17 protein-coding genes and 7 tRNA genes are annotated in these 18,927 nt (G+C 42.8%); 18 read left to right on the forward strand and 6 right to left on the reverse strand.

The genetic code is table 11. The annotated features are described in order from the left end of the window. Positions 1–7: 7 nt before the first annotated feature. The 3 genes from ybeY to miaB form a co-directional block, all read right to left on the reverse strand. On the reverse strand, positions 8–478 hold the full coding sequence (gene ybeY, locus H5164_RS00180) for an rRNA maturation RNase YbeY (RefSeq protein WP_182742006.1): 471 nt from the start codon (positions 476–478) through the stop codon (positions 8–10). After that, entirely contained in the window at positions 475–1,539 is a 1,065-nt protein-coding gene (locus tag H5164_RS00185; RefSeq protein WP_182722453.1) for a PhoH family protein, read from the reverse strand. The genes ybeY and H5164_RS00185 overlap by 4 nt, the downstream gene beginning before the upstream one ends. A gap of 168 nt (positions 1,540–1,707) precedes the next feature. Next, complete coding sequence (gene miaB / locus H5164_RS00190; RefSeq protein WP_124017817.1) at positions 1,708–3,132, reverse strand: tRNA (N6-isopentenyl adenosine(37)-C2)-methylthiotransferase MiaB; 1,425 nt, start codon at positions 3,130–3,132, stop codon at positions 1,708–1,710. Positions 3,133–3,660: 528 nt separating this feature from the next. Between miaB and H5164_RS00195 the strand changes: the two genes are divergently transcribed. From H5164_RS00195 to H5164_RS00245, 11 genes are all read left to right on the forward strand, one after another. After that, positions 3,661–4,884 carry an FAD-dependent monooxygenase gene (locus H5164_RS00195; RefSeq protein WP_259396701.1) on the forward strand — a complete coding sequence of 408 codons (1,224 nt, stop codon included), beginning with the start codon at positions 3,661–3,663 and terminating at the stop codon, positions 4,882–4,884. A gap of 217 nt (positions 4,885–5,101) precedes the next feature. Next, on the forward strand, positions 5,102–5,689 hold the full coding sequence (pth, locus tag H5164_RS00200; protein ID WP_182722454.1) for an aminoacyl-tRNA hydrolase: 588 nt from the start codon (positions 5,102–5,104) through the stop codon (positions 5,687–5,689). A 77-nt stretch (positions 5,690–5,766) separates the two neighbouring features. Beyond that, a complete protein-coding gene (ychF, locus tag H5164_RS00205) occupies positions 5,767–6,858 on the forward strand; it encodes a redox-regulated ATPase YchF (protein ID WP_124017819.1) in 1,092 nt (363 codons plus the stop codon). A gap of 216 nt (positions 6,859–7,074) precedes the next feature. Continuing rightward, positions 7,075–7,151 (forward strand) — tRNA-Met (locus H5164_RS00210). Positions 7,152–7,194: 43 nt separating this feature from the next. Beyond that, a tRNA-Leu gene (locus tag H5164_RS00215) sits at positions 7,195–7,279 on the forward strand. A gap of 45 nt (positions 7,280–7,324) precedes the next feature. After that, positions 7,325–7,399 (forward strand) — tRNA-Gln (locus H5164_RS00220). Positions 7,400–7,422: 23 nt separating this feature from the next. Continuing rightward, a tRNA-Gln gene (locus H5164_RS00225) sits at positions 7,423–7,497 on the forward strand. Positions 7,498–7,502: 5 nt separating this feature from the next. Further along, positions 7,503–7,579, forward strand: a tRNA-Met gene (locus H5164_RS00230). Positions 7,580–7,673: 94 nt separating this feature from the next. Then, positions 7,674–7,758 (forward strand) — tRNA-Leu (locus H5164_RS00235). Positions 7,759–7,811: 53 nt separating this feature from the next. After that, positions 7,812–7,886: transfer RNA gene (locus H5164_RS00240), tRNA-Gln, on the forward strand. 178 nt (positions 7,887–8,064) lie between these two features. Further along, complete coding sequence (locus H5164_RS00245; RefSeq protein WP_182754149.1) at positions 8,065–9,096, forward strand: patatin family protein; 1,032 nt, start codon at positions 8,065–8,067, stop codon at positions 9,094–9,096. 71 nt (positions 9,097–9,167) lie between these two features. Here the strand turns inward: H5164_RS00245 and H5164_RS00250 are convergent, their stop codons facing one another. The 3 genes from H5164_RS00250 to lolB form a co-directional block, all read right to left on the reverse strand. Continuing rightward, the gene (locus H5164_RS00250; RefSeq protein ID WP_124017821.1) at positions 9,168–10,115 is read right to left on the reverse strand and encodes a ribose-phosphate pyrophosphokinase; all 948 of its coding nucleotides are present in this window, start codon (positions 10,113–10,115) and stop codon (positions 9,168–9,170) included. Positions 10,116–10,205: 90 nt separating this feature from the next. After that, positions 10,206–11,078, reverse strand: coding sequence for a 4-(cytidine 5'-diphospho)-2-C-methyl-D-erythritol kinase (gene ispE / locus H5164_RS00255; protein ID WP_124017822.1), 873 nt, complete (start codon positions 11,076–11,078; stop codon positions 10,206–10,208). Between the two features lie 46 nt (positions 11,079–11,124). Continuing rightward, positions 11,125–11,748, reverse strand: a complete 624-nt coding sequence (lolB, locus tag H5164_RS00260; RefSeq protein WP_404717026.1) for a lipoprotein insertase outer membrane protein LolB — start codon at positions 11,746–11,748, stop codon at positions 11,125–11,127. 225 nt (positions 11,749–11,973) lie between these two features. Between lolB and hemA the strand changes: the two genes are divergently transcribed. The 7 genes from hemA (at position 11,974) to kdsA (ending at position 18,814) form a co-directional block, all read left to right on the forward strand. After that, complete coding sequence (hemA, locus tag H5164_RS00265; protein WP_124017824.1) at positions 11,974–13,224, forward strand: glutamyl-tRNA reductase; 1,251 nt, start codon at positions 11,974–11,976, stop codon at positions 13,222–13,224. A 14-nt stretch (positions 13,225–13,238) separates the two neighbouring features. Beyond that, on the forward strand, positions 13,239–14,324 hold the full coding sequence (gene prfA / locus H5164_RS00270) for a peptide chain release factor 1 (protein ID WP_124017825.1): 1,086 nt from the start codon (positions 13,239–13,241) through the stop codon (positions 14,322–14,324). Positions 14,325–14,333: 9 nt separating this feature from the next. Continuing rightward, positions 14,334–15,191 carry a peptide chain release factor N(5)-glutamine methyltransferase gene (gene prmC / locus H5164_RS00275; RefSeq protein ID WP_124017826.1) on the forward strand — a complete coding sequence of 286 codons (858 nt, stop codon included), beginning with the start codon at positions 14,334–14,336 and terminating at the stop codon, positions 15,189–15,191. A 123-nt stretch (positions 15,192–15,314) separates the two neighbouring features. Next, positions 15,315–15,710, forward strand: a complete 396-nt coding sequence (locus tag H5164_RS00280) for a SirB2 family protein (RefSeq protein ID WP_124017827.1) — start codon at positions 15,315–15,317, stop codon at positions 15,708–15,710. 9 nt (positions 15,711–15,719) lie between these two features. Continuing rightward, on the forward strand, positions 15,720–16,508 hold the full coding sequence (locus H5164_RS00285) for a tetratricopeptide repeat protein (RefSeq protein WP_124017828.1): 789 nt from the start codon (positions 15,720–15,722) through the stop codon (positions 16,506–16,508). A 189-nt stretch (positions 16,509–16,697) separates the two neighbouring features. After that, a complete protein-coding gene (locus H5164_RS00290) occupies positions 16,698–17,945 on the forward strand; it encodes a DUF819 domain-containing protein (protein ID WP_124017829.1) in 1,248 nt (415 codons plus the stop codon). 17 nt (positions 17,946–17,962) lie between these two features. After that, entirely contained in the window at positions 17,963–18,814 is an 852-nt protein-coding gene (gene kdsA / locus H5164_RS00295; RefSeq protein ID WP_124017830.1) for a 3-deoxy-8-phosphooctulonate synthase, read from the forward strand. Positions 18,815–18,927 lie beyond the last annotated feature (113 nt).

Below are 18,927 nucleotides of genomic sequence, written 5' to 3' on the forward strand. Positions count from 1 at the left end.
TGTTTATTTATGCTTCCTTATAGGGGTTTGTAAAACCTAAGCCTTCAACAAGTTGGGTCTCTAATGACTCCATCTCATCGGCTTCTTGGTCGATAATATGGTCATAACCCAGCAAATGCAAGCAGCCGTGTATGACCATGTGTGCCCAGTGTGCATTTAGCGGTTTATTTTGCTCAATGGCTTCCTGTTCCACCACGTGTGCACAGATAACCAGATCACCTAATAATGGTAATTCAACCTCAGGTGGTGCTTCAAACGGGAATGACAACACGTTGGTCGGTTTGTCTTTACCGCGATAGGTTAAATTGAGTAGCTGACTTTCAGCAACTTCAACAATGCGAATAGTTAATTCCACTTCAGGCATTGTCTGCCCCACTGCGGTACGTACCCAAGTTTCAAATTCTGCTTGAGTCGGTAAATTCAGATTGTTCACTGCAATTTGCAGGTCAAGATCGAGTGATATCATGGGCTGACTCATTGAGGGCTGGCTTCTTTTTCAAGTAATTGACGTTTTTGCTCACGTTCACGATAAGCTTGCTCTTTGGCCGCTTTTTCGAGTTGTTCTTGTTGCTCGAACGCTTCATAGGCTTCAACAATTCTTGCTACAACAGGATGGCGAACCACATCTTGGGCGACAAAGAAGTTAAAGCTGATTTCAGATACTTTGCTGAGAACCTCAATGGCATGACGCAAACCAGATTTTTGACTACGGGGTAAGTCTATTTGGGTGATATCGCCGGTGATCACCGCGCGCGAATTAAATCCAATACGGGTTAAGAACATTTTCATTTGTTCAACCGTAGTGTTTTGCGCTTCATCTAAAATAATAAATGCATCATTAAGAGTGCGGCCGCGCATATAAGCCAATGGGGCCACTTCAATCACGCCGCGTTCAATTAACTTTTCAACTTTCTCAAAACCCATCATTTCAAACAAAGCATCGTAAAGAGGGCGTAGATAAGGATCGACTTTCTGGCTTAAATCGCCGGGTAAAAAACCGAGTTTCTCGCCCGCTTCAACCGCTGGACGCGTTAATAGAATACGGCGCACTTCTTGACGTTCATAGGCATCAACTGCCGCAGCAACTGCAAGGTAGGTTTTACCGGTACCGGCAGGGCCAATACCAAAACTGATATCGTGACGAGTAATGTTATGCATGTACACACTTTGATTGGGTGTACGAGGTTTAATCACGCCACGTTTAGTTTTTATATGAATACTCGTGTCGTCGTTGTCTTGTTGCGCCTCAAGGTTAATCGCTTCTTGAATGGCTAAATGAACCACTTCAGGTTCTAAGTCCGGAGTGCTACCTTTGACGGTTTGAGTTTCAATGTATAACTGACGTAACAAATTATTGGCATTGAGGGCATTACGTGGCAAACCGACAATCGTAAAATGGTTGTCTTTATGGACAATCTCAACGCCTAATCGGCGTTCAAGTTGTTTGATGTTGTCATCAAATGGACCGCATAATGACACGAGGCGGCGAGTATCTGCAGGTTCTAGATACAAATTCATGGTGGTGACTTTAGTGGTCAAATAAGGCTCCAGGTGTCGAATTAGGACAAAAATAATGGCTTGTAAATGCCATACTACAGTAATGACAGTTTACGAGCCTCTGCATTGAATTACCATAATTAGCCTAATTTTAGACAAAATTAAAGGCGGACAAGCCGCCTTTAATATCGTTTAAACAACAAACATTGATTATGGCTTAAAGTGGGTTACACCTAATGCGTCATCTTGCTTGTGTTTAGCCAAAATATCAGCCGGATGTAAACTGCGACGTAAATCCATTTCATCCTCACCGCGGACAAATTCACCGCGCAATGAGTTGGTATAAACATCAACAATTTTCACATCAACAAAACTGCCGATGTGAGTGTGCGCGGCTTCAAAGTTAACCACACGACTGTTTTCAGTACGACCACGAAGCTCCATTGGATTCTTTACTGATGGACCTTCGACTAAAATACGTTGAACCGTGCCTAACATATGACGGCTATAGCGCATTGCTTGTTGAGTAATACGGTCTTGTAAAATGGCTAAACGCTGCTTCTTTTCTTCATCGCTAACATCATCTGGTAAGTCTGCTGCTGGTGTACCAGGGCGTGCGCTGTAGATAAAGCTAAAGCTGTGGTCAAAACCGACATCTTCAATCAGTTTCATGGTGTCGGCAAAATCGTCCTTTGACTCACCAGGGAAACCAATAATAAAGTCTGAACTGATTTGAATATCAGGACGGGCTTTACGCAGACGACGAATAATCGACTTGTATTCAATCGCCATGTGACCGCGTTTCATTTGGGTCAAAATACGATCTGAACCTGATTGCACAGGTAAATGCAGGAAGCTCACCAATTCAGGCGTATCTGCATAGACATCGATAATGTCTTGAGTAAACTCAATCGGGTGGCTGGTGGTAAAACGCAGACGGTCGATACCATCAATTGAGGCCACTAGGCGCAATAATTCCGCAAAGGTACATATCTCATCATCATGAGTGGCACCGCGATAAGCGTTAACGTTTTGGCCTAGTAAATTGACTTCACGTACGCCTTGAGCGGCTAATTGAGCCACCTCAAGAATCACGTCATCTAATGGACGGCTGACTTCTTCACCACGGGTGTAAGGCACCACGCAGAAAGAGCAGTATTTACTGCAACCTTCCATAATGGACACGAATGCCGTTGGACCGTCTGCACGAGGTTCTGGCAGGCGATCGAACTTTTCAATCTCAGGGAAACTGATATCAATCACGGCTTTTTCGCCACGTTGAATTTGTTCAATCATCTCAGGTAAGCGATGCAGAGTTTGCGGGCCAAAGATAATATCAACACATTGAGCGCGATCTTTAATGGCTTTACCTTCTTGCGAGGCAACACAACCACCCACCCCAATAATTAAATTAGGATTTTTATCTTTTAAAGATTTCCAACGCCCTAGCTGATGGAACACCTTCTCCTGTGCTTTTTCACGAATAGAGCAAGTATTAAGCAGCAGTACATCTGCTTCGCTTGCGTCATCGGTCAAGGTATATCCTTGATAGTCGTCTAATAAATCAGCCATCTTTGATGAGTCGTACTCATTCATTTGACAGCCCCAGGTTTTAATATGAAGTTTTTTACTCATCAGTGCTCGCCAGTAAATCACAGTAAAAATAGCGCGACATTTTACCTGTTGTCAGGCGGTCTGGCTAGTATTAGTGCAAGTTTCACGCATTTGAATATAAATTTTGCAATAGCCTTAAAAATAGTAATGACTAATCGTTTGGATTAAACTTGATAAGTTATAACGAGTAAACATCGCATTCAGTGGTTATTTAGGCTTAAGTTACGATTAAAGCCTTGCTACATTTCCGTGGTTTATTGATCTAGGGCATAATCGAACGATTAGCATGCACCATCGTCATGGTTTTATTTTGGCCTGTTTTATCGCCCTCATGGGGGCGTCGATCAGCAATTGCAGATGTGATTTTCACCGCTAAAGGGTGATAGCACTATTTGCCAAGCTAATGTGCCGCCAAGTAAGCCATCATGGATGTCAACGCGTATAGGTTAATAATGATTATTGATGCCCAACAGAGGTTCAGTTAATTCGTTTTTCATTGGCTGTTATATTGAACATAAACTCATTTCACTATTTATGGATGTAAACACAATGCAAGATGCTTCACTCACATCAACGAACGCTGCTGGCGATGCGACTCATTATGATGTTGTGGTCGTGGGCGGCGGAATGGTCGGTGCGGCTGCCGCGATTGGATTAGGTCAATTAGGACTTAGTGTGGCGGTGATAGAGTCCCGTCAACCGCAGCCTTATGATGTAGAACAGGCATTAGATGTGCGAGTGTCTGCAATCAGTGTTGCATCTGAGCAATTATTAACCCGTCTTGGTGCCATGGATGAGCTGCTGTTGATGCGCCATGCGCCTTATACTGGCTTAGAAACATGGGAGCTCGACGATTGCCTTACGGCATTTAGCGCCGAACAAGTGGGTCAAGCGCACTTAGGCTACTTTTTTGAAAATCGGTTAATTCAATTAAGCCTATGGCAGCAAATCCGGAAAATGGATAATGTCACCTTATTATGTCCGCATAAAGTGACCCAATTTGGCCGTTTAAGCGATAGTCAGCAAGTGAGTATTGAGCTTGATAATGGCGATAAAATCACGACAAGATTATTGATTGGCGCCGATGGTGCTCAATCGCAAGTTCGTCAATGGGCTGGTATTGGTGTCACTGGCTGGGATTATGCGCAGTCGGCGATGCTAATTAATATCAGTACTCAAACCCCACAGCAATCAGTAACCTGGCAGCAATTTACCCCTGCAGGGCCAAGAAGCTTATTGCCGCTTCCTGGGAATCATGCGTCATTAGTCTGGTACGACGATGCCAATCGCATTAAACAATTATCACAACTTAATGATCTGCAATTAGCACAACAAATCAGGCAGCATTTTCCGCCGCGTTTAGATCCTAATTTCACCGTTGAGAATAGAGGTAGCTTTAGACTCACTCGCCGCCATGCCCAAGGTTACTACCAAGATAATTTAGTGATTATTGGTGATGCCGCCCACACGATTAATCCATTAGCTGGCCAAGGAGTTAATATTGGCTTCAAAGATGTTGATGTGCTGGTAGCTCAGATTGCCAATGCCATTGGCAGTGGGGAAATATGGTGGCACACGCCTGTGCTAAAGCGATATCAGCAAGCGCGTTATTACGATAATCAACTGATGATGACCGCGATGGATGCTTTTTATGCGGGGTTTAGCAATGATTTATTACCGTTAAAACTGCTGCGTAATGGTGCATTGAAATTGGCAAATATCGACTCACCATTAAAGCGAAAAGTGCTCAAGTATGCCCTTGGATTGACTTAAACTCTTCGCTAACCCAGTTCGGCTTTTTGGGTTTGCGTTATTGCTCCGCACGCAAAACTTGATGGGGACATGATTAACGCTAAGGCTTGAGTGGTTTTGAATGATTACATTATGAGTGAAATTGGTATAAAATGCCGCGTTTTGCATCATGTGTATTTTGATGTACCCCATGAAGGCATTTAGCAATAGTGTTTGCTAAGAAACTGACTAGGTTGTGATGAGTAACATTAAATTGATTGTCGGGTTGGCAAACCCGGGTGCTGAATACGCGCAAACTCGCCATAACGCTGGTGCATGGTACGTGCAAGAACTGGCACGTATTTGCAGTGTTCAATTAGTACCAGAGAGTAAATACTTTGGCGTCACAGCTCGGGCTATTTTACACGGTAAAGACGTGCGCTTGCTGATCCCAACAACCTATATGAATTTAAGCGGTAAGTCTGTGGCAGCGTTAGCTAACTTTTTCCGTATCCTGCCTGAAGAAATATTGGTTGCCCATGATGAGCTTGACATGGCACCGGGCGTGGCTAAATTCAAATTAGGTGGTGGCCATGGTGGTCATAATGGCTTAAAAGACATTATTGCTAGCTTAGGCAACGACAAGAACTTTCATCGTTTACGGATTGGTATTGGTCATCCAGGCGATAAAAATAAAGTCAGCGGCTACGTACTGGGCAGGGCACCAGCGGTAGAACAAGAGCGAATAAATGCGGCGATTGATGAAGCGGTTCGTTCCACCGAGATTTTATTTAACCAAGACATGGCGAAAGCTATGCACAGATTACATTCGTTCAAAGCAGAATAAGCCAGGCTAGTTTTGTTTTAACACCCTTTCGACATCATTATCCAATGGGATAATTCTACATATATAAAGGTAAGCATATGGGTTTTAAATGCGGCATTGTTGGTCTTCCAAACGTAGGTAAGTCAACGTTGTTTAATGCGTTAACACAAGCAGGGATTGAAGCGGCAAACTTTCCGTTTTGTACTATTGAGCCAAACACCGGAGTGGTACCTGTACCTGACTCACGTCTCGACGCGTTAGCTGCCATTGTCAAACCTCAACGCATTTTGCCGACATCTATGGAATTCGTTGATATCGCCGGTTTAGTCGCTGGTGCATCGAAAGGTGAAGGTTTAGGCAACAAATTTTTAGCTAACATTCGCGAAACTGATGCTATTGGTCATGTGGTACGTTGTTTTGAAGATCCAAACATTGTTCACGTAGCCAATAAAATTGACCCTGCTGGCGACATTGAAGTGATTAACACCGAATTAGCCCTAGCCGATTTAGATGCCTGTGAACGGGCTATTTTTCGTCAAGCTAAACGCGCTAAAGGCGGCGATGCGGATGCCAAATTTGAAGTTGCAGTGCTTGAAAAAATGCGCCCAGCATTAGATGAAGCTAAAATGCTACGTTCATTAGAATTAACCAAAGAAGAATTAGCCGCAGTTGCGTACCTAAACTTTTTAACCTTAAAGCCGACCATGTACATAGCTAACGTGGCTGAAGACGGTTTTGAAAATAATCCTCATCTTGATGTTGTGCGTGCTATTGCGGCAACAGAAAATGCAGTGGTTGTGCCTGTGTGCGCTGCGATTGAGTCAGAACTCGCTGAAATGGAAGCTGATGACCGCGCCGAGTTTATGACTGACTTAGGTATCGAAGAGTCTGGTTTAGACCGCGTGATCCGTGCAGGCTATGAATTATTAAATCTGCAAACGTATTTTACTGCTGGTGTGAAAGAAGTACGAGCATGGACAGTACCTGTTGGCGCATCAGCACCACAAGCTGCTGGTGTTATCCACACCGACTTTGAACGTGGCTTTATTCGTGCGCAGGTGATGGCATATCAAGATTTTATTACCTACAAAGGTGAAGCGGGAGCCAAAGATGCCGGTAAATTACGTGTCGAAGGTAAAACCTACGTTGTTAAAGATGGCGATGTGATGCATTTCTTATTTAATGTCTAAGCAGCATTTAGATTAAGTAAAAAATCATAATAAGGGGCGTAAAGGATATTTTAGTCAGTTAATTGGCTTTATTTTGTCGATTCGGCATTCAGTTTGGTGAAGTTATAGCCGAACAAGACGAATTGATGAAAATAGCGAAAAAAACCAGTTGACCTAGATAACCTGAATAAGCATAATACGCCCCGTTCCTCGCCAAGAGGGATTGCAAGAAATAGTGGCAATATAGCTCAGCTGGTTAGAGCACAGCACTCATAATGCTGGGGTCGCAGGTTCAAGTCCCGCTATTGCTACCATATTTCTTACCCATCTGCTCAAGATGTTAAACTAGAGTGTTGTGCGGGAGTGGTGGAATTGGTAGACACGCCAGATTTAGGTTCTGGTGCCGCAAGGTGTGAGAGTTCAAGTCTCTCCTTCCGTACCATTTATTAGAGATGTTGGCTTAGGCGGATGTTTCAAAAAGTTTGATTGGGATATCGCCAAGCGGTAAGGCACTGGGTTTTGATCTCAGCATTCCAAGGTTCGAATCCTTGTATCCCAGCCATTTATAAAGTTAGACAAGATTATTGGGATATCGCCAAGCGGTAAGGCACTGGGTTTTGATCTCAGCATTCCAAGGTTCGAATCCTTGTATCCCAGCCATCTTTGGCAATGTAGCTCAGCTGGTTAGAGCACAGCACTCATAATGCTGGGGTCGCAGGTTCAAGTCCCGCCATTGCTACCATATTTACTAGGTAGAGTGAGTTGTACTTACATTAGCTAGTAAAGCCAAAGTTTACTCTGAAATAAAAAGAGTATACTCTAAGTTAAAATTTGATGCGGGAATGGTGAAATTGGTAGACACGCCAGATTTAGGTTCTGGTGCCGCGAGGTGTGAGAGTTCAAGTCTCTCTTCCCGTACCATCAAATTTTATTCAAAGTGATTTTTAGTCTGTATTGCCATAATTTGTTTTAATTGGGGTATCGCCAAGCGGTAAGGCACCGGGTTTTGATCTCGGCATCCCCAGGTTCGAATCCTGGTACCCCAGCCAAATTCTGAAAAGCCCGTCTTAATAGACGGGCTTTTTGCTTTTTTGTTTTTATAACGTTAAATCTTGTGCGGTATTGATAGCCTTTTTCTATTAACTCAATTGATTCTATCCATTATCTATCTTCGCTTCAGTTCTTTAGACTTACCTTATGCAGTTAATCACTAACCTTAGGTTTACTATGAACACCCAAACAACTCATCCTCCAATGCTTTCTGAGCATATATCACAGCCTATGACGGCGTTAATTGCCGAAGGTGGTGGTCAGCGTGGGATTTTTACTGCTGGGGTGTTAGATGCTTGGTTAGAAGCCGAATTTGATCCATTTGATCTGTTTATTGGCACCTCTGCCGGTTCGCAAAATTTAACCAGTTTTTTATCGCGCCAAAAAGGCTATGCAAAACGATTAATTCGAGGATTATCACGTCATAAACGTTTTTACCAATTAAGCCGAGGTTTAGTTGGTGGCCACGTAGTCGATCTCGATTGGTATTTTGATAAAACTACTCGAGGCAGTTTTACTTTGGATTTCGCCTCTGCAGCAAAATATTTAGGCAAACGGCAATTATTGATTACTACAACTAATTCACGAGATCGCCAAGGTTACTTTTTTAGTCCTAGCAACGATGGTGAGCATTGGCGCGAGTTGTTAAAAGCATCGAGTGCGTTGCCTTTTCTTTATAAGCAAGGTGTGAAACTTGCACCTTGGTTAAATACCCATGCCGCGAATCAAACACCTGAGCTTATAGAGCAACCTCAAGAAGATTTTTACCTTGATGGCGGGCTAGCGGCACCTTTACCTGTTCGTGAGGCTTACCAGCGCGGTGCGCGTAAAATTGTGGTCATTCGAACGGTTAATGCAGACTTTCAGGCGCAATCAGCTTGGGTACATAAGCTAAAATCATGGATTTGTGTCTCTGGTTATTGCCCCAGAACCATTGATTACTTAGTGCAACATGAACAAGCGTATCAACAAGAGTTAGCGTTTATTGCTAATCCGCCAGCTGATGTTGAAATTATCCAAATTTTTGCCGACAACAGTTTACAAAGTAAACTGCTTGGCAGTGCTGATACAGATTTACTGCATGATTATCATACTGGCTTAGCGGCTGGGAAATCATTTTTAGTGCAGCAACAACATGCCAATATTGCGCCAGCGATGATGCAAGGTCAGCAATCATCTTTTATGCCTAAGTATGCTTTGTCTGCTTAATGGATCGAGTTCCACACAAATAAAAAAACGCACTCAATCGAGTGCGTTTTTGATGACCCTAATCGGTTAGATTAGTGGCGGAACATCGCAGAGATAGACTCTTCGTTGCTTACACGACGGATCGCTTCAGCAAGTACCGCAGACATGGTTAACTGAGTCACTTTAGCCACTTTGAGCATTTCAGGGCTCAATGGCACAGTATCAGTTACGATAACTTCGTCGATAACAGAATTGGCAATATTTTCAGCTGCATTACCTGAGAATACAGGATGAGTAGCATAAGCAAACACGCGGTTAGCGCCATGTTCTTTTAATGCTTCAGCAGCTTTGCATAAAGTGCCACCAGTGTCGATCATGTCATCAACAATGATGCAATCACGGCCTTGAACGTCACCAATAATGTGCATTACCTGAGCCACGTTCGCCTGTGGGCGACGTTTATCGATAATGGCAAGATCAGTATCATCCAATAGTTTGGCTACTGCACGAGCGCGAACAACACCGCCAATATCAGGAGACACAACAACAGGGTTATCAAATTTCCGGGAGAGCATGTCTTCAAGTAGCACTGGGCTACCGAATACGTTATCAACCGGGACATCAAAGAAACCTTGAATTTGCTCAGCATGTAAGTCACAAGTCAATACGCGGTCAACACCCACGCTCGACAAGAAATCTGCAACCACTTTCGCTGTAATAGGCACGCGTGCACTGCGTACACGGCGGTCTTGGCGAGCATATCCAAAGTACGGAATAACGGCAGTAATACGACCCGCTGATGCACGGCGAAGCGCGTCAACCATTACAATAAGCTCCATGAGGTTATCGTTAGTTGGTGCGCAAGTAGATTGGATAATAAACACATCCGCACCACGTACATTCTCGTTTATTTGAACACTGATTTCACCGTCGCTGAAACGGCCTACAACTGCGTCGCCAAGTTTGCAAAATAAACGATCGGCAATCTTAGCAGCTAGATTTGGGGTAGCGTTACCAGCAAAGAGCTTGATGTCGGGCACTTTATGAACCTCAGATGTTTGCTTTACGATTAAAGGCTAGATCAATTTTACGTGTTGTCACTCAAAACTGACCCAGAAGATATTATGTAATTAGAGCTGCTCAAGCCGTATTTTTAATGGCGACTTATTCATCCCTTTTGCAACAAACCCTCGCATATGAGCCGGCAATTCGGCTAAAGCGTCAAGTGCTTGTTGCGAATGTGTAAATTCCCCGAACACGCATGCGCCTGTTCCAGTCATTCTCGACGGCGCATATTCTACCAGCCAGCTTAAGGCATTGGCAACTTGAGGGTGCTTAGTTGTGACCAATTTCTGACAATCATTGGTCCACTGCTGAGTCATTAAGCTGTTCATATCCAATTTAGGTGTGTTACGTGGTAGATCAGGATGCTGAAAAATATCCTTAGTTGACACATGCACATCAGGGACAATAACTAAGTACCATGGTTCAGCGGGTTCTACTGTGATCAATTGCTCACCGACACCTTCGGCGAATGCTGATAAACCATTAATAAAAACAGGAACATCCGCACCGAGTGTTAAGCCTATTTCAGCCAGTTTACTGGGTGACACATTGGTTTTCCATAAGGCATTTAGTGCCACTAATGTGGTTGCTGCATCCGATGAACCACCGCCTAAACCACCACCCATAGGGAGTAATTTGTCTAACCAAATATGCGCACCGCCTTCATATTGGGTATAACGTTTGAGTGACTTTGCGGCTTTAAGAATTAAGTTATCGCTGTCAGCGACAGAATCGGAGATAGCAGAGTGTAAAATTAAATCGTCTGTGTTGGTAATATGAAAATCGAGGTAATCGCAATGGTCAATAAATTGAAATAAGGTCTGTAATTCGTGATAACCATCAGCTCGCTGGCCGGTAATGTGTAAAAATAAATTTAATTTTGCTGGCGCAGGCCAACTTGTTGAAACGGCTGATTTACGTAAGTGAGTTGGTTTCATGTTTGTTTAACTACCTTGTTAATGTGCCAGCAATTAACATTTATTGTTATTGGGTTTTGGCTGCTACAGCTGTCCATTGATTAGTTTGAATTTTTATTTGCACATTTTCTCGCTCAATCTTCAACAACTTAGGCACAAGCGCGCCGCTTTGTTGTTGCCAACTGAGAAAACTCACTGACCAGTTTGCCTGAGGATCGTAACTGATGACTTGTTTAATTGTGCCATCAGGATTATAGCTGACAATTTTATCATTGCTGCCAATTTGGCCAGTGATCCATAAAGGAAGGCTATCAAGCGGGATTGACCAGCCGCTAATACCTGTCAGTAAATCTTGGGCGTTACTGTCGCGATAGGTTTTGCCGTCCACTTCAAGCGTCGCCATGCCTTGATTTGTCTTGAGGGTTAATACTGTCGTACCTAATACTGTGGTTAAACGCAAGTCATTGGCAGCGGGTTGGTGTAGCCAGTACAGATTAGTGCTGAATTTATCTTCCGCTGTTTTAACGGCAATTTTACCCTGTAGCTCCCATGCATTGGCTTGAGCTGCATTGGTCACATTGATAGGCGTAAAATCTTCAGATGGCGTCACACTACAACCGGTTAACAAAAGCAACGCGGTGATAATAGCGGTATAAAAGAAAGATGCAGATAATCGCAATGGATTGCCTATCAGTTGCTTAAGATTTTCTTATGATACTGGGCTTAAGTCATTATGTAAAAATGCTTTTAGCAAAATTAATGTGATATTAATGTAAGGGTTTGCATAATGTTTATGTGAACCATAAATAAATATTTAGACATTTATTCGGTTTTGTTAAGCCAATTGTGTTTTTAGTCGGTTCAATTCAGTAGAATAGCCTAATTAACGTCACCGAAAAGAACTTGATACCATCAAATGAGCCTAGTAATAATCGGGATAAACCATAAAACCGCCACGGTAGATTTGCGTGAAAAAGTCGCTTTCTCTCCAGACCGCATTCATGACGCCATGAAAAGCTTGGCTAGTCGCACCCGTACGGGCGAGGCTGTTATTGTGTCGACCTGTAACCGTACTGAGCTATATTGCAATAATGCTGAAAAGGAAGACATTATTGAATGGTTGGAGGATTACCATAGTATTGAGCACAGCGACTTAATGCCGTGTCTCTATGCCTATGAAGAGCAAGTTGCCGTAAAACATTTAATGCGGGTAGCATCGGGTCTGGATTCACTGGTACTGGGTGAACCACAAATTTTGGGACAGGTAAAGCAAGCGTTTGTTAAAGCCAAAGAAGCTGGCACGATTGCATTGACCATTGATCGCTTGTTTCAAAACACCTTCTCTGTGGCCAAAAAAGTGCGCACTGAAACCGAAATCGGTGCCGCGGCAGTTTCTGTCGCCTTTGCCGCCGTCAGCATGGCGAAACATATTTTCTCATCATTGAGCACCACTAAGGTGTTACTCATTGGTGCTGGAGAAACGATTGAGCTGGTGGCCAAACACCTTAAAGATAATGGTGTTGCCTCTATGGTGGTGGCAAATCGCACTATCGAACGTGCCCAAGCCATGTGTGAAGAGTTTAACGCTACCGCCATTACCCTAGAACAAATACCAGATTTTCTCGCTAAAGCCGATATCGTGATATCCTCTACCGCCAGTCCTTTGCCCATTTTAGGTAAAGGTATGGTCGAAAAAGCGCTAAAACAGCGTCGTCATCAACCTATGTTGTTGGTGGATATTGCAGTTCCAAGAGATATTGAAGCAGAAGTCGGTGAGTTAGACGACGCATTCCTTTATACTGTAGACGATCTGCATAGCATAATTGAACAGAACATGGCTTCACGTAAAGAAGCCGCCGAGCAAGCAGAATTAATTACTGAAGACCAATCACACTTATTTATGGAGTGGATTAGGTCTTTAGAGTCAGTCGACAGTATTCGCGAATATCGCAGCCAGAGCTTGGCGATTAAAGATGAATTAGTTGAGCGCGCCTTGAATAAAATATCTCATGGCAGTGACAGTGAGCAAGTGATACTAGAGTTAGCCAATAGGCTAACTAATCGTTTGATACATGCACCGACACAAGCGCTTACTTCAGCAAGCCGTCAAGGCGATTTGAATACGTTAGGCCAATTAAGAACTGCGCTTGGTTTAGATAAAAACTAAGGTTAGCGAGCTAAATGAAAGAATCCGTTATCCGCAAGCTTGAAGGCTTGCTCGAGCGTAATGAAGAAGTATTAGCATTATTAAGTGATGCTACCGTGATTTCGGATCAAGACCGTTTTCGTGGATTATCAAAAGAATATTCTCAACTTGAAAATGTAGTCAGTAGCTTCAAGGCGTTTCAACAAGCTCAAAAAGATTTCGACTACGCTAAAGAGATGCTTGAAGAAGACGATGCTGAAATGCGCGAAATGGCGCAAGATGAGTACAAGCAATCTAAGCAAGTGTTAGAAAAACTTGAAGATGAATTACAAGTTTTACTCTTGCCTACCGATCCTAATGATGACACTAACGCGTTTCTTGAAATTCGTGCGGGTGCCGGTGGCGATGAAGCCGCTATTTTTGCGGGTGACTTATACCGTATGTATTCGCGTTATTGCGAAGCGAACCGTTGGCAAATAGAAGTCATGAACGTCAACGAAGGCGAGCATGGCGGCTTTAAAGAAATCATTGTCAAAATCAGTGGTGATGGTGCTTACGGTAAATTAAAGTTTGAGTCTGGTGGACATCGTGTTCAACGTGTACCAGAAACCGAATCTCAGGGCCGGGTTCATACTTCAGCATGTACAGTCGTGGTATTGCACGAAGTACCTGAAGCTGAAGCGATTTCGATTAATGCAGCAGACTTAAAAGTTGATACATTCCGCGCCTCTGGTGCCGGTGGACAGCACGTTAACAAAACTGATTCAGCGATTCGTATTACCCATATTCCATCTGGCATTATTGTTGAGTGTCAGGATCAACGTTCACAGCATAAAAACCGTGCCCAAGCGATGAGTGTTTTGGCTGCGCGTATTCAAGCTGTTGAAGATGAAAAAAGACGTAGTGCAGAAGAAACTACCCGTCGTAGTTTAGTGGCCAGTGGCGATCGTTCTGAACGTATTAGAACGTATAACTACCCACAAGGTCGCGTAAGTGATCATCGTATCAACTTAACACTATATCGCTTGAATGAAGTCATGGAAGGCGACTTAAATGTCTTGCTTGAACCCATTATGCTAGAACATCAAGCCGATATGCTTGCCGCGTTAGCTGACGACTAAGGAGTTCTCTTGACGCAGTCTTCGTATTCAACAATTGCTGAAGCCCTTCAATGGGCTTATTCACAACTAGCCGCAACCTCTGAATCTGCTCACGTAGATGCAGAGGCATTGCTATTGCATTGCTTGAATAAAAATCGCAGTTTTTTATATACTTGGCCTGAGCGACAACTGACGAGTGAGCAATTTAAAGCTTATAGCCAGATGATCGCTAAACGTCAAAATGGCACTCCGGTAGCGCATATTATTGGTGAACGAGAGTTTTGGTCATTACCTTTTATTGTTAATGACTCAACGCTTATTCCCCGGCCTGATACTGAAATTTTAGTTGAAACCGCACTGAACTTATCTGTGCGTCACAATGCCAGAGTATTAGATTTAGGCACAGGAACCGGTGCTATTGCATTGGCGTTAGCATCTGAACGACCTAAATGGCGGATTACTGCCATTGATAATGTTCCAGAGGCTGTCGAGCTTGCTAAAGCTAATCGCGGTAATCTTAACTTACCAGACGTTGAAATTATCCAGTCTGATTGGTTTTCAGCCGTTAAACAGCGCGATTTTGATTTGATCGTGTCTAATCCTCCCTATATTGATGAAGCCGATGAACATCTTCATTTAGGCGATGTTCGCTTTGAACCGCAAAGTGCACTCACCGCTGGCAATGAAGGCTATGCCGATTTGTATTATATTGCTGAGCAAGCGCGTGCTCATTTACTTACTGGTGGTTATTTATTGCTTGAACATGGTTATGAACAGGCGATTAAAGTTCGTGAGAAATTGATTGAACTTGGCTACCACAATGTGGCTACAGTTCGAGACTTTGGCAGTAATGACCGCTGCACGCTTGGGCAATGGATGGATGAGTAATCCAGTATCTACAGGTATATATCTCGCTAAGTAAATAGCAATAATCCAAATATTAGTATGCGGCTGGTTGATCGAGTAAACTAGGCGCCTTTTATTTTTACCTTTTTTAATGAGACTTAATTAATGGAAACATTTTACAGTTTATATCCAGCGGTAAAGCATACTCACATGATGTTTATTGCCATGAGTGTGATCTTTTTTATCGTGCGTTTTGTTTTACATTTACGCAAGTCTCCCATCATGGAAAAAAAGTTTGTTAAAGTCGCACCACATGTCATTGATACGTTTTTATTACTGTCAGGCTTCACTCTGTGCTTTATGATCAAACAATATCCTTTTGTCGATCCATGGATGACAGAAAAAATAATCTGTGTTGCGGCTTATATTGCTTTAGGTGTGATGGCACTTAAATCTAACCGTAATAAGCTGTTTAAGTTTTTTGCTTTTATCGGCGCAATCGGTTGGGTAGTGTTAGCGGCCAAACTGGCTTATTTCAAACAAGTCGTCTTCATGGGTTAATTGGTTTTAATGGCAAAATATCTTCTTGATGATGCAGTTTCGATACCTGAAACTGCATTTGAGCTCTCTGAACATCTTGGCTTTTCAACATCTAAACCTGCTATGTGGGCGTGGTATGAAATGGCAGGTTCAGTATTGAGTCACTATGTTATTGACCAACAAGCGCGCCTTGAAGGTCTGTTTAAGTGGTTTTACAATGATTTAGGTTTTTGTGTTCGAGACGACTATTTTAGCGTCGAGGCTGCAGATTTAAGCTATTGCGTGTTAAAGCGTCAAGGCAATAGCACTACACTATCAATATTGTTAATTTTATTGGCTAAACAACTCGACTTAACACTCGAGGCGGTTTTATTACCCGGTAATACGGTATTAAAAAGCCAAGTGAATGATGTGGTTAAATACCATGATCCGCTAACCGGTAAAGAACTTAGCCGTCATCAATTACATGCGTTAGTACGTGGTGAACTGGGTAATGCGGCTAAATTAAAACCAAGCCACCTTAAAACGGCTACGCTCAAACGGTTAATTAGCCGTATGTTACATGAGCTAAAAGCGGGTTGTATCGTCAGTCATAAATTTGAACAGGCAATGGAATGTTGTAATTTATTATTACAATGGCATCCAGACGATGTGCATCTTAATCGTGAACGTGCTTTTATTGCCCAACAGTTAGGTTGCATTAAAGTGGCCATGTCGGATTTACAACACTTCATCGATTTGAGTCCGCATGATCCTGTGATTGAACTGGTTAAGATTCAATTAAAGGAACTCAGTCAACATATGCAGGTTTATCATTAATGATTTGATAACCTGCAACCTAGGCAGCTTTGAGTTAACTCAAAGCTGCTTTATCCGCAGTGAACTTCTTGCAAGTTGATTACCAGCGCGCAGCAGAGAAGTTATCATCATCGATTTTCATAACAGCAAAAATAACAATAATAACAATAACAACTAAAAATATAATGTATTTGTAAGGGAGAACTCTACATGTCAACGTCAGCAATGGTGAGCAATGATGCCACCGCCCTGGGTATACTCGCCGTTATTTTAGGTTTTGTTTTTTACACAAGCTCGTCCACTCATCCTTTTTGGCAAAAGTTTTATAAGTACATTCCAGCTTTACTACTGTGTTATTTCTTACCTTCATTATTAAATACCTTTGGTGTGATTGATGGCCATTCATCACAATTGTATTTTGTTGCATCACGGTATTTACTGCCTGCATGTTTGGTATTATTGATTTTAAGTGTTGATTTAAAAGCTATTCTTAGCTTGGGCCCTAAAGCGGTTATTATGTTTTTAACCGGTACGCTTGGGATTGTTATTGGTGGGCCGATTGCATTAATGACAGTGTCGATCATCGATCCATCACTTTTAGGTGGCAATGGTCCTGATGCGGTTTGGCGTGGCATGACAACCTTAGCGGGTAGCTGGATTGGTGGTGGTGCTAACCAAGCTGCAATGAAAGAAATTTATGAGGTTGGTGGCGAGATATTCTCCGTTATGGTGACGGTTGATGTCATCGTTGCCAATATCTGGATGGCCGTGTTGCTCTTTATGGCGTCTAAAGCCAAAGAGATTGATGCCAGAACTGGCGCTGACACCACAGCCATTGAAGCGCTGAAACAGAAAGTCGAAAAGTATCACGCGGAAAATTCGCGCATTCCTTCGCTGCGCGATATTATGTTGATTGTGGCAGTTGGTTTTGGTGTCACTGGTTTTGCCCATTTTGCAGCTGATTTCTTGGGACCGTTTTTCGAAGCTCATTATCCATGGACCGAAGATTATAGTTTAACCTCTAAATTCTTCTGGCTAGTGGTTATTGTGACTACCGTTGGTTTAGGACTTTCATTTACTCCAGTGCGTCATCTTGAAGCGTCTGGTGCCTCTAAAATAGCTTCGGCATTTTTATACATTCTGGTTGCGACCATAGGTTTGCATATGGATGTGTCTAAAATAATGGATACGCCGATTTATTTCTTAGTAGGTATTGTGTGGATGTTAGTGCACGCAGGGTTAATGTTATTAGTGGCTAAACTCATTAAAGCCCCATTATTTTATATGGCAGTGGGTAGCCAAGCCAACGTTGGTGGAGCGGCATCAGCTCCCGTAGTGGCAGCAGCATTTCACCCAGCCTTAGCACCTGTAGGGGTGTTGCTGGCAGTATTCGGTTATGCATTAGGTACTTACATGGCTTGGCTATGTGGTCAGTTATTACAAATTGTTGCAGCGTAATGCGCTAAGAGGATCAAATGGATCAAAAAATTATTCAGTTAACTAATCATGTTGAAGTCGCCAACGATAAACCGTTTGTGTTATTTGGGGGCATGAATGTACTCGAGTCACGTGATTTAGCCATGTCGATTGCAGAACATTATGTGGAAGTGACCCAAAAGCTTGGTATTCCATACGTGTTTAAAGCTTCGTTTGATAAAGCTAATCGTTCATCTGTTAACTCATACCGTGGTCCAGGTATGGAAGAAGGTCTTCGTATTTTTGAAGAAATAAAATCAACCTTCAATGTGCCAATTATCACCGATGTACACGAAATCTATCAGTGTGCACCAGTCGCCGACGTTGTTGATATTATTCAGTTACCGGCTTTTCTTGCGCGTCAAACAGACCTGGTTGTGGCGATGGCGAAAACCGGTGCCGTTATTAACGTTAAAAAACCGCAGTTTTTAGCGCCGCATGAAATGCGTCATATCATTACTAAGTTTAATGAAGCGGGTAATGACAATATTATTTTATGTGAACGTGGCAGTAGCTTTGGTTATAACAACTTGGTTGTCGACATGCTGGGCATGGATGAAATGAAGCAAACGGGTTATCCAGTGATCTTTGATGCTACCCACGCACTGCAACGCCCAGGCGGACGTGCAGACTCTGCTGGTGGACGTCGTGCACAAGCAACTGAACTTGCGCGCAGCGGTATGGCATTAGGGTTAGCAGGCTTATTTATCGAAGCACATCCTGATCCTGATAATGCAAAATGCGATGGCCCATGTGCACTCCCATTGCATTTATTAGAGAAATACCTAACCCAGATGAAAGCGGTTGATGACTTAGTAAAATCATTCGAGTTCATTGATACCAGCAAGTAAATTATTAATAGCATTGGATGACTAATAACTCGATAAGTTGATTATTAATCACTTTAGCACTTTATAAGTGTCTTTTAATCGTCGTAAACAGTAATCTAATTGCCCTTGTATAA

Origin of the sequence: Shewanella sp. SG41-3 (assembly GCF_014164545.1) — a bacterium.
GTDB classification, from domain to species: domain Bacteria; phylum Pseudomonadota; class Gammaproteobacteria; order Enterobacterales; family Shewanellaceae; genus Shewanella; species Shewanella vesiculosa.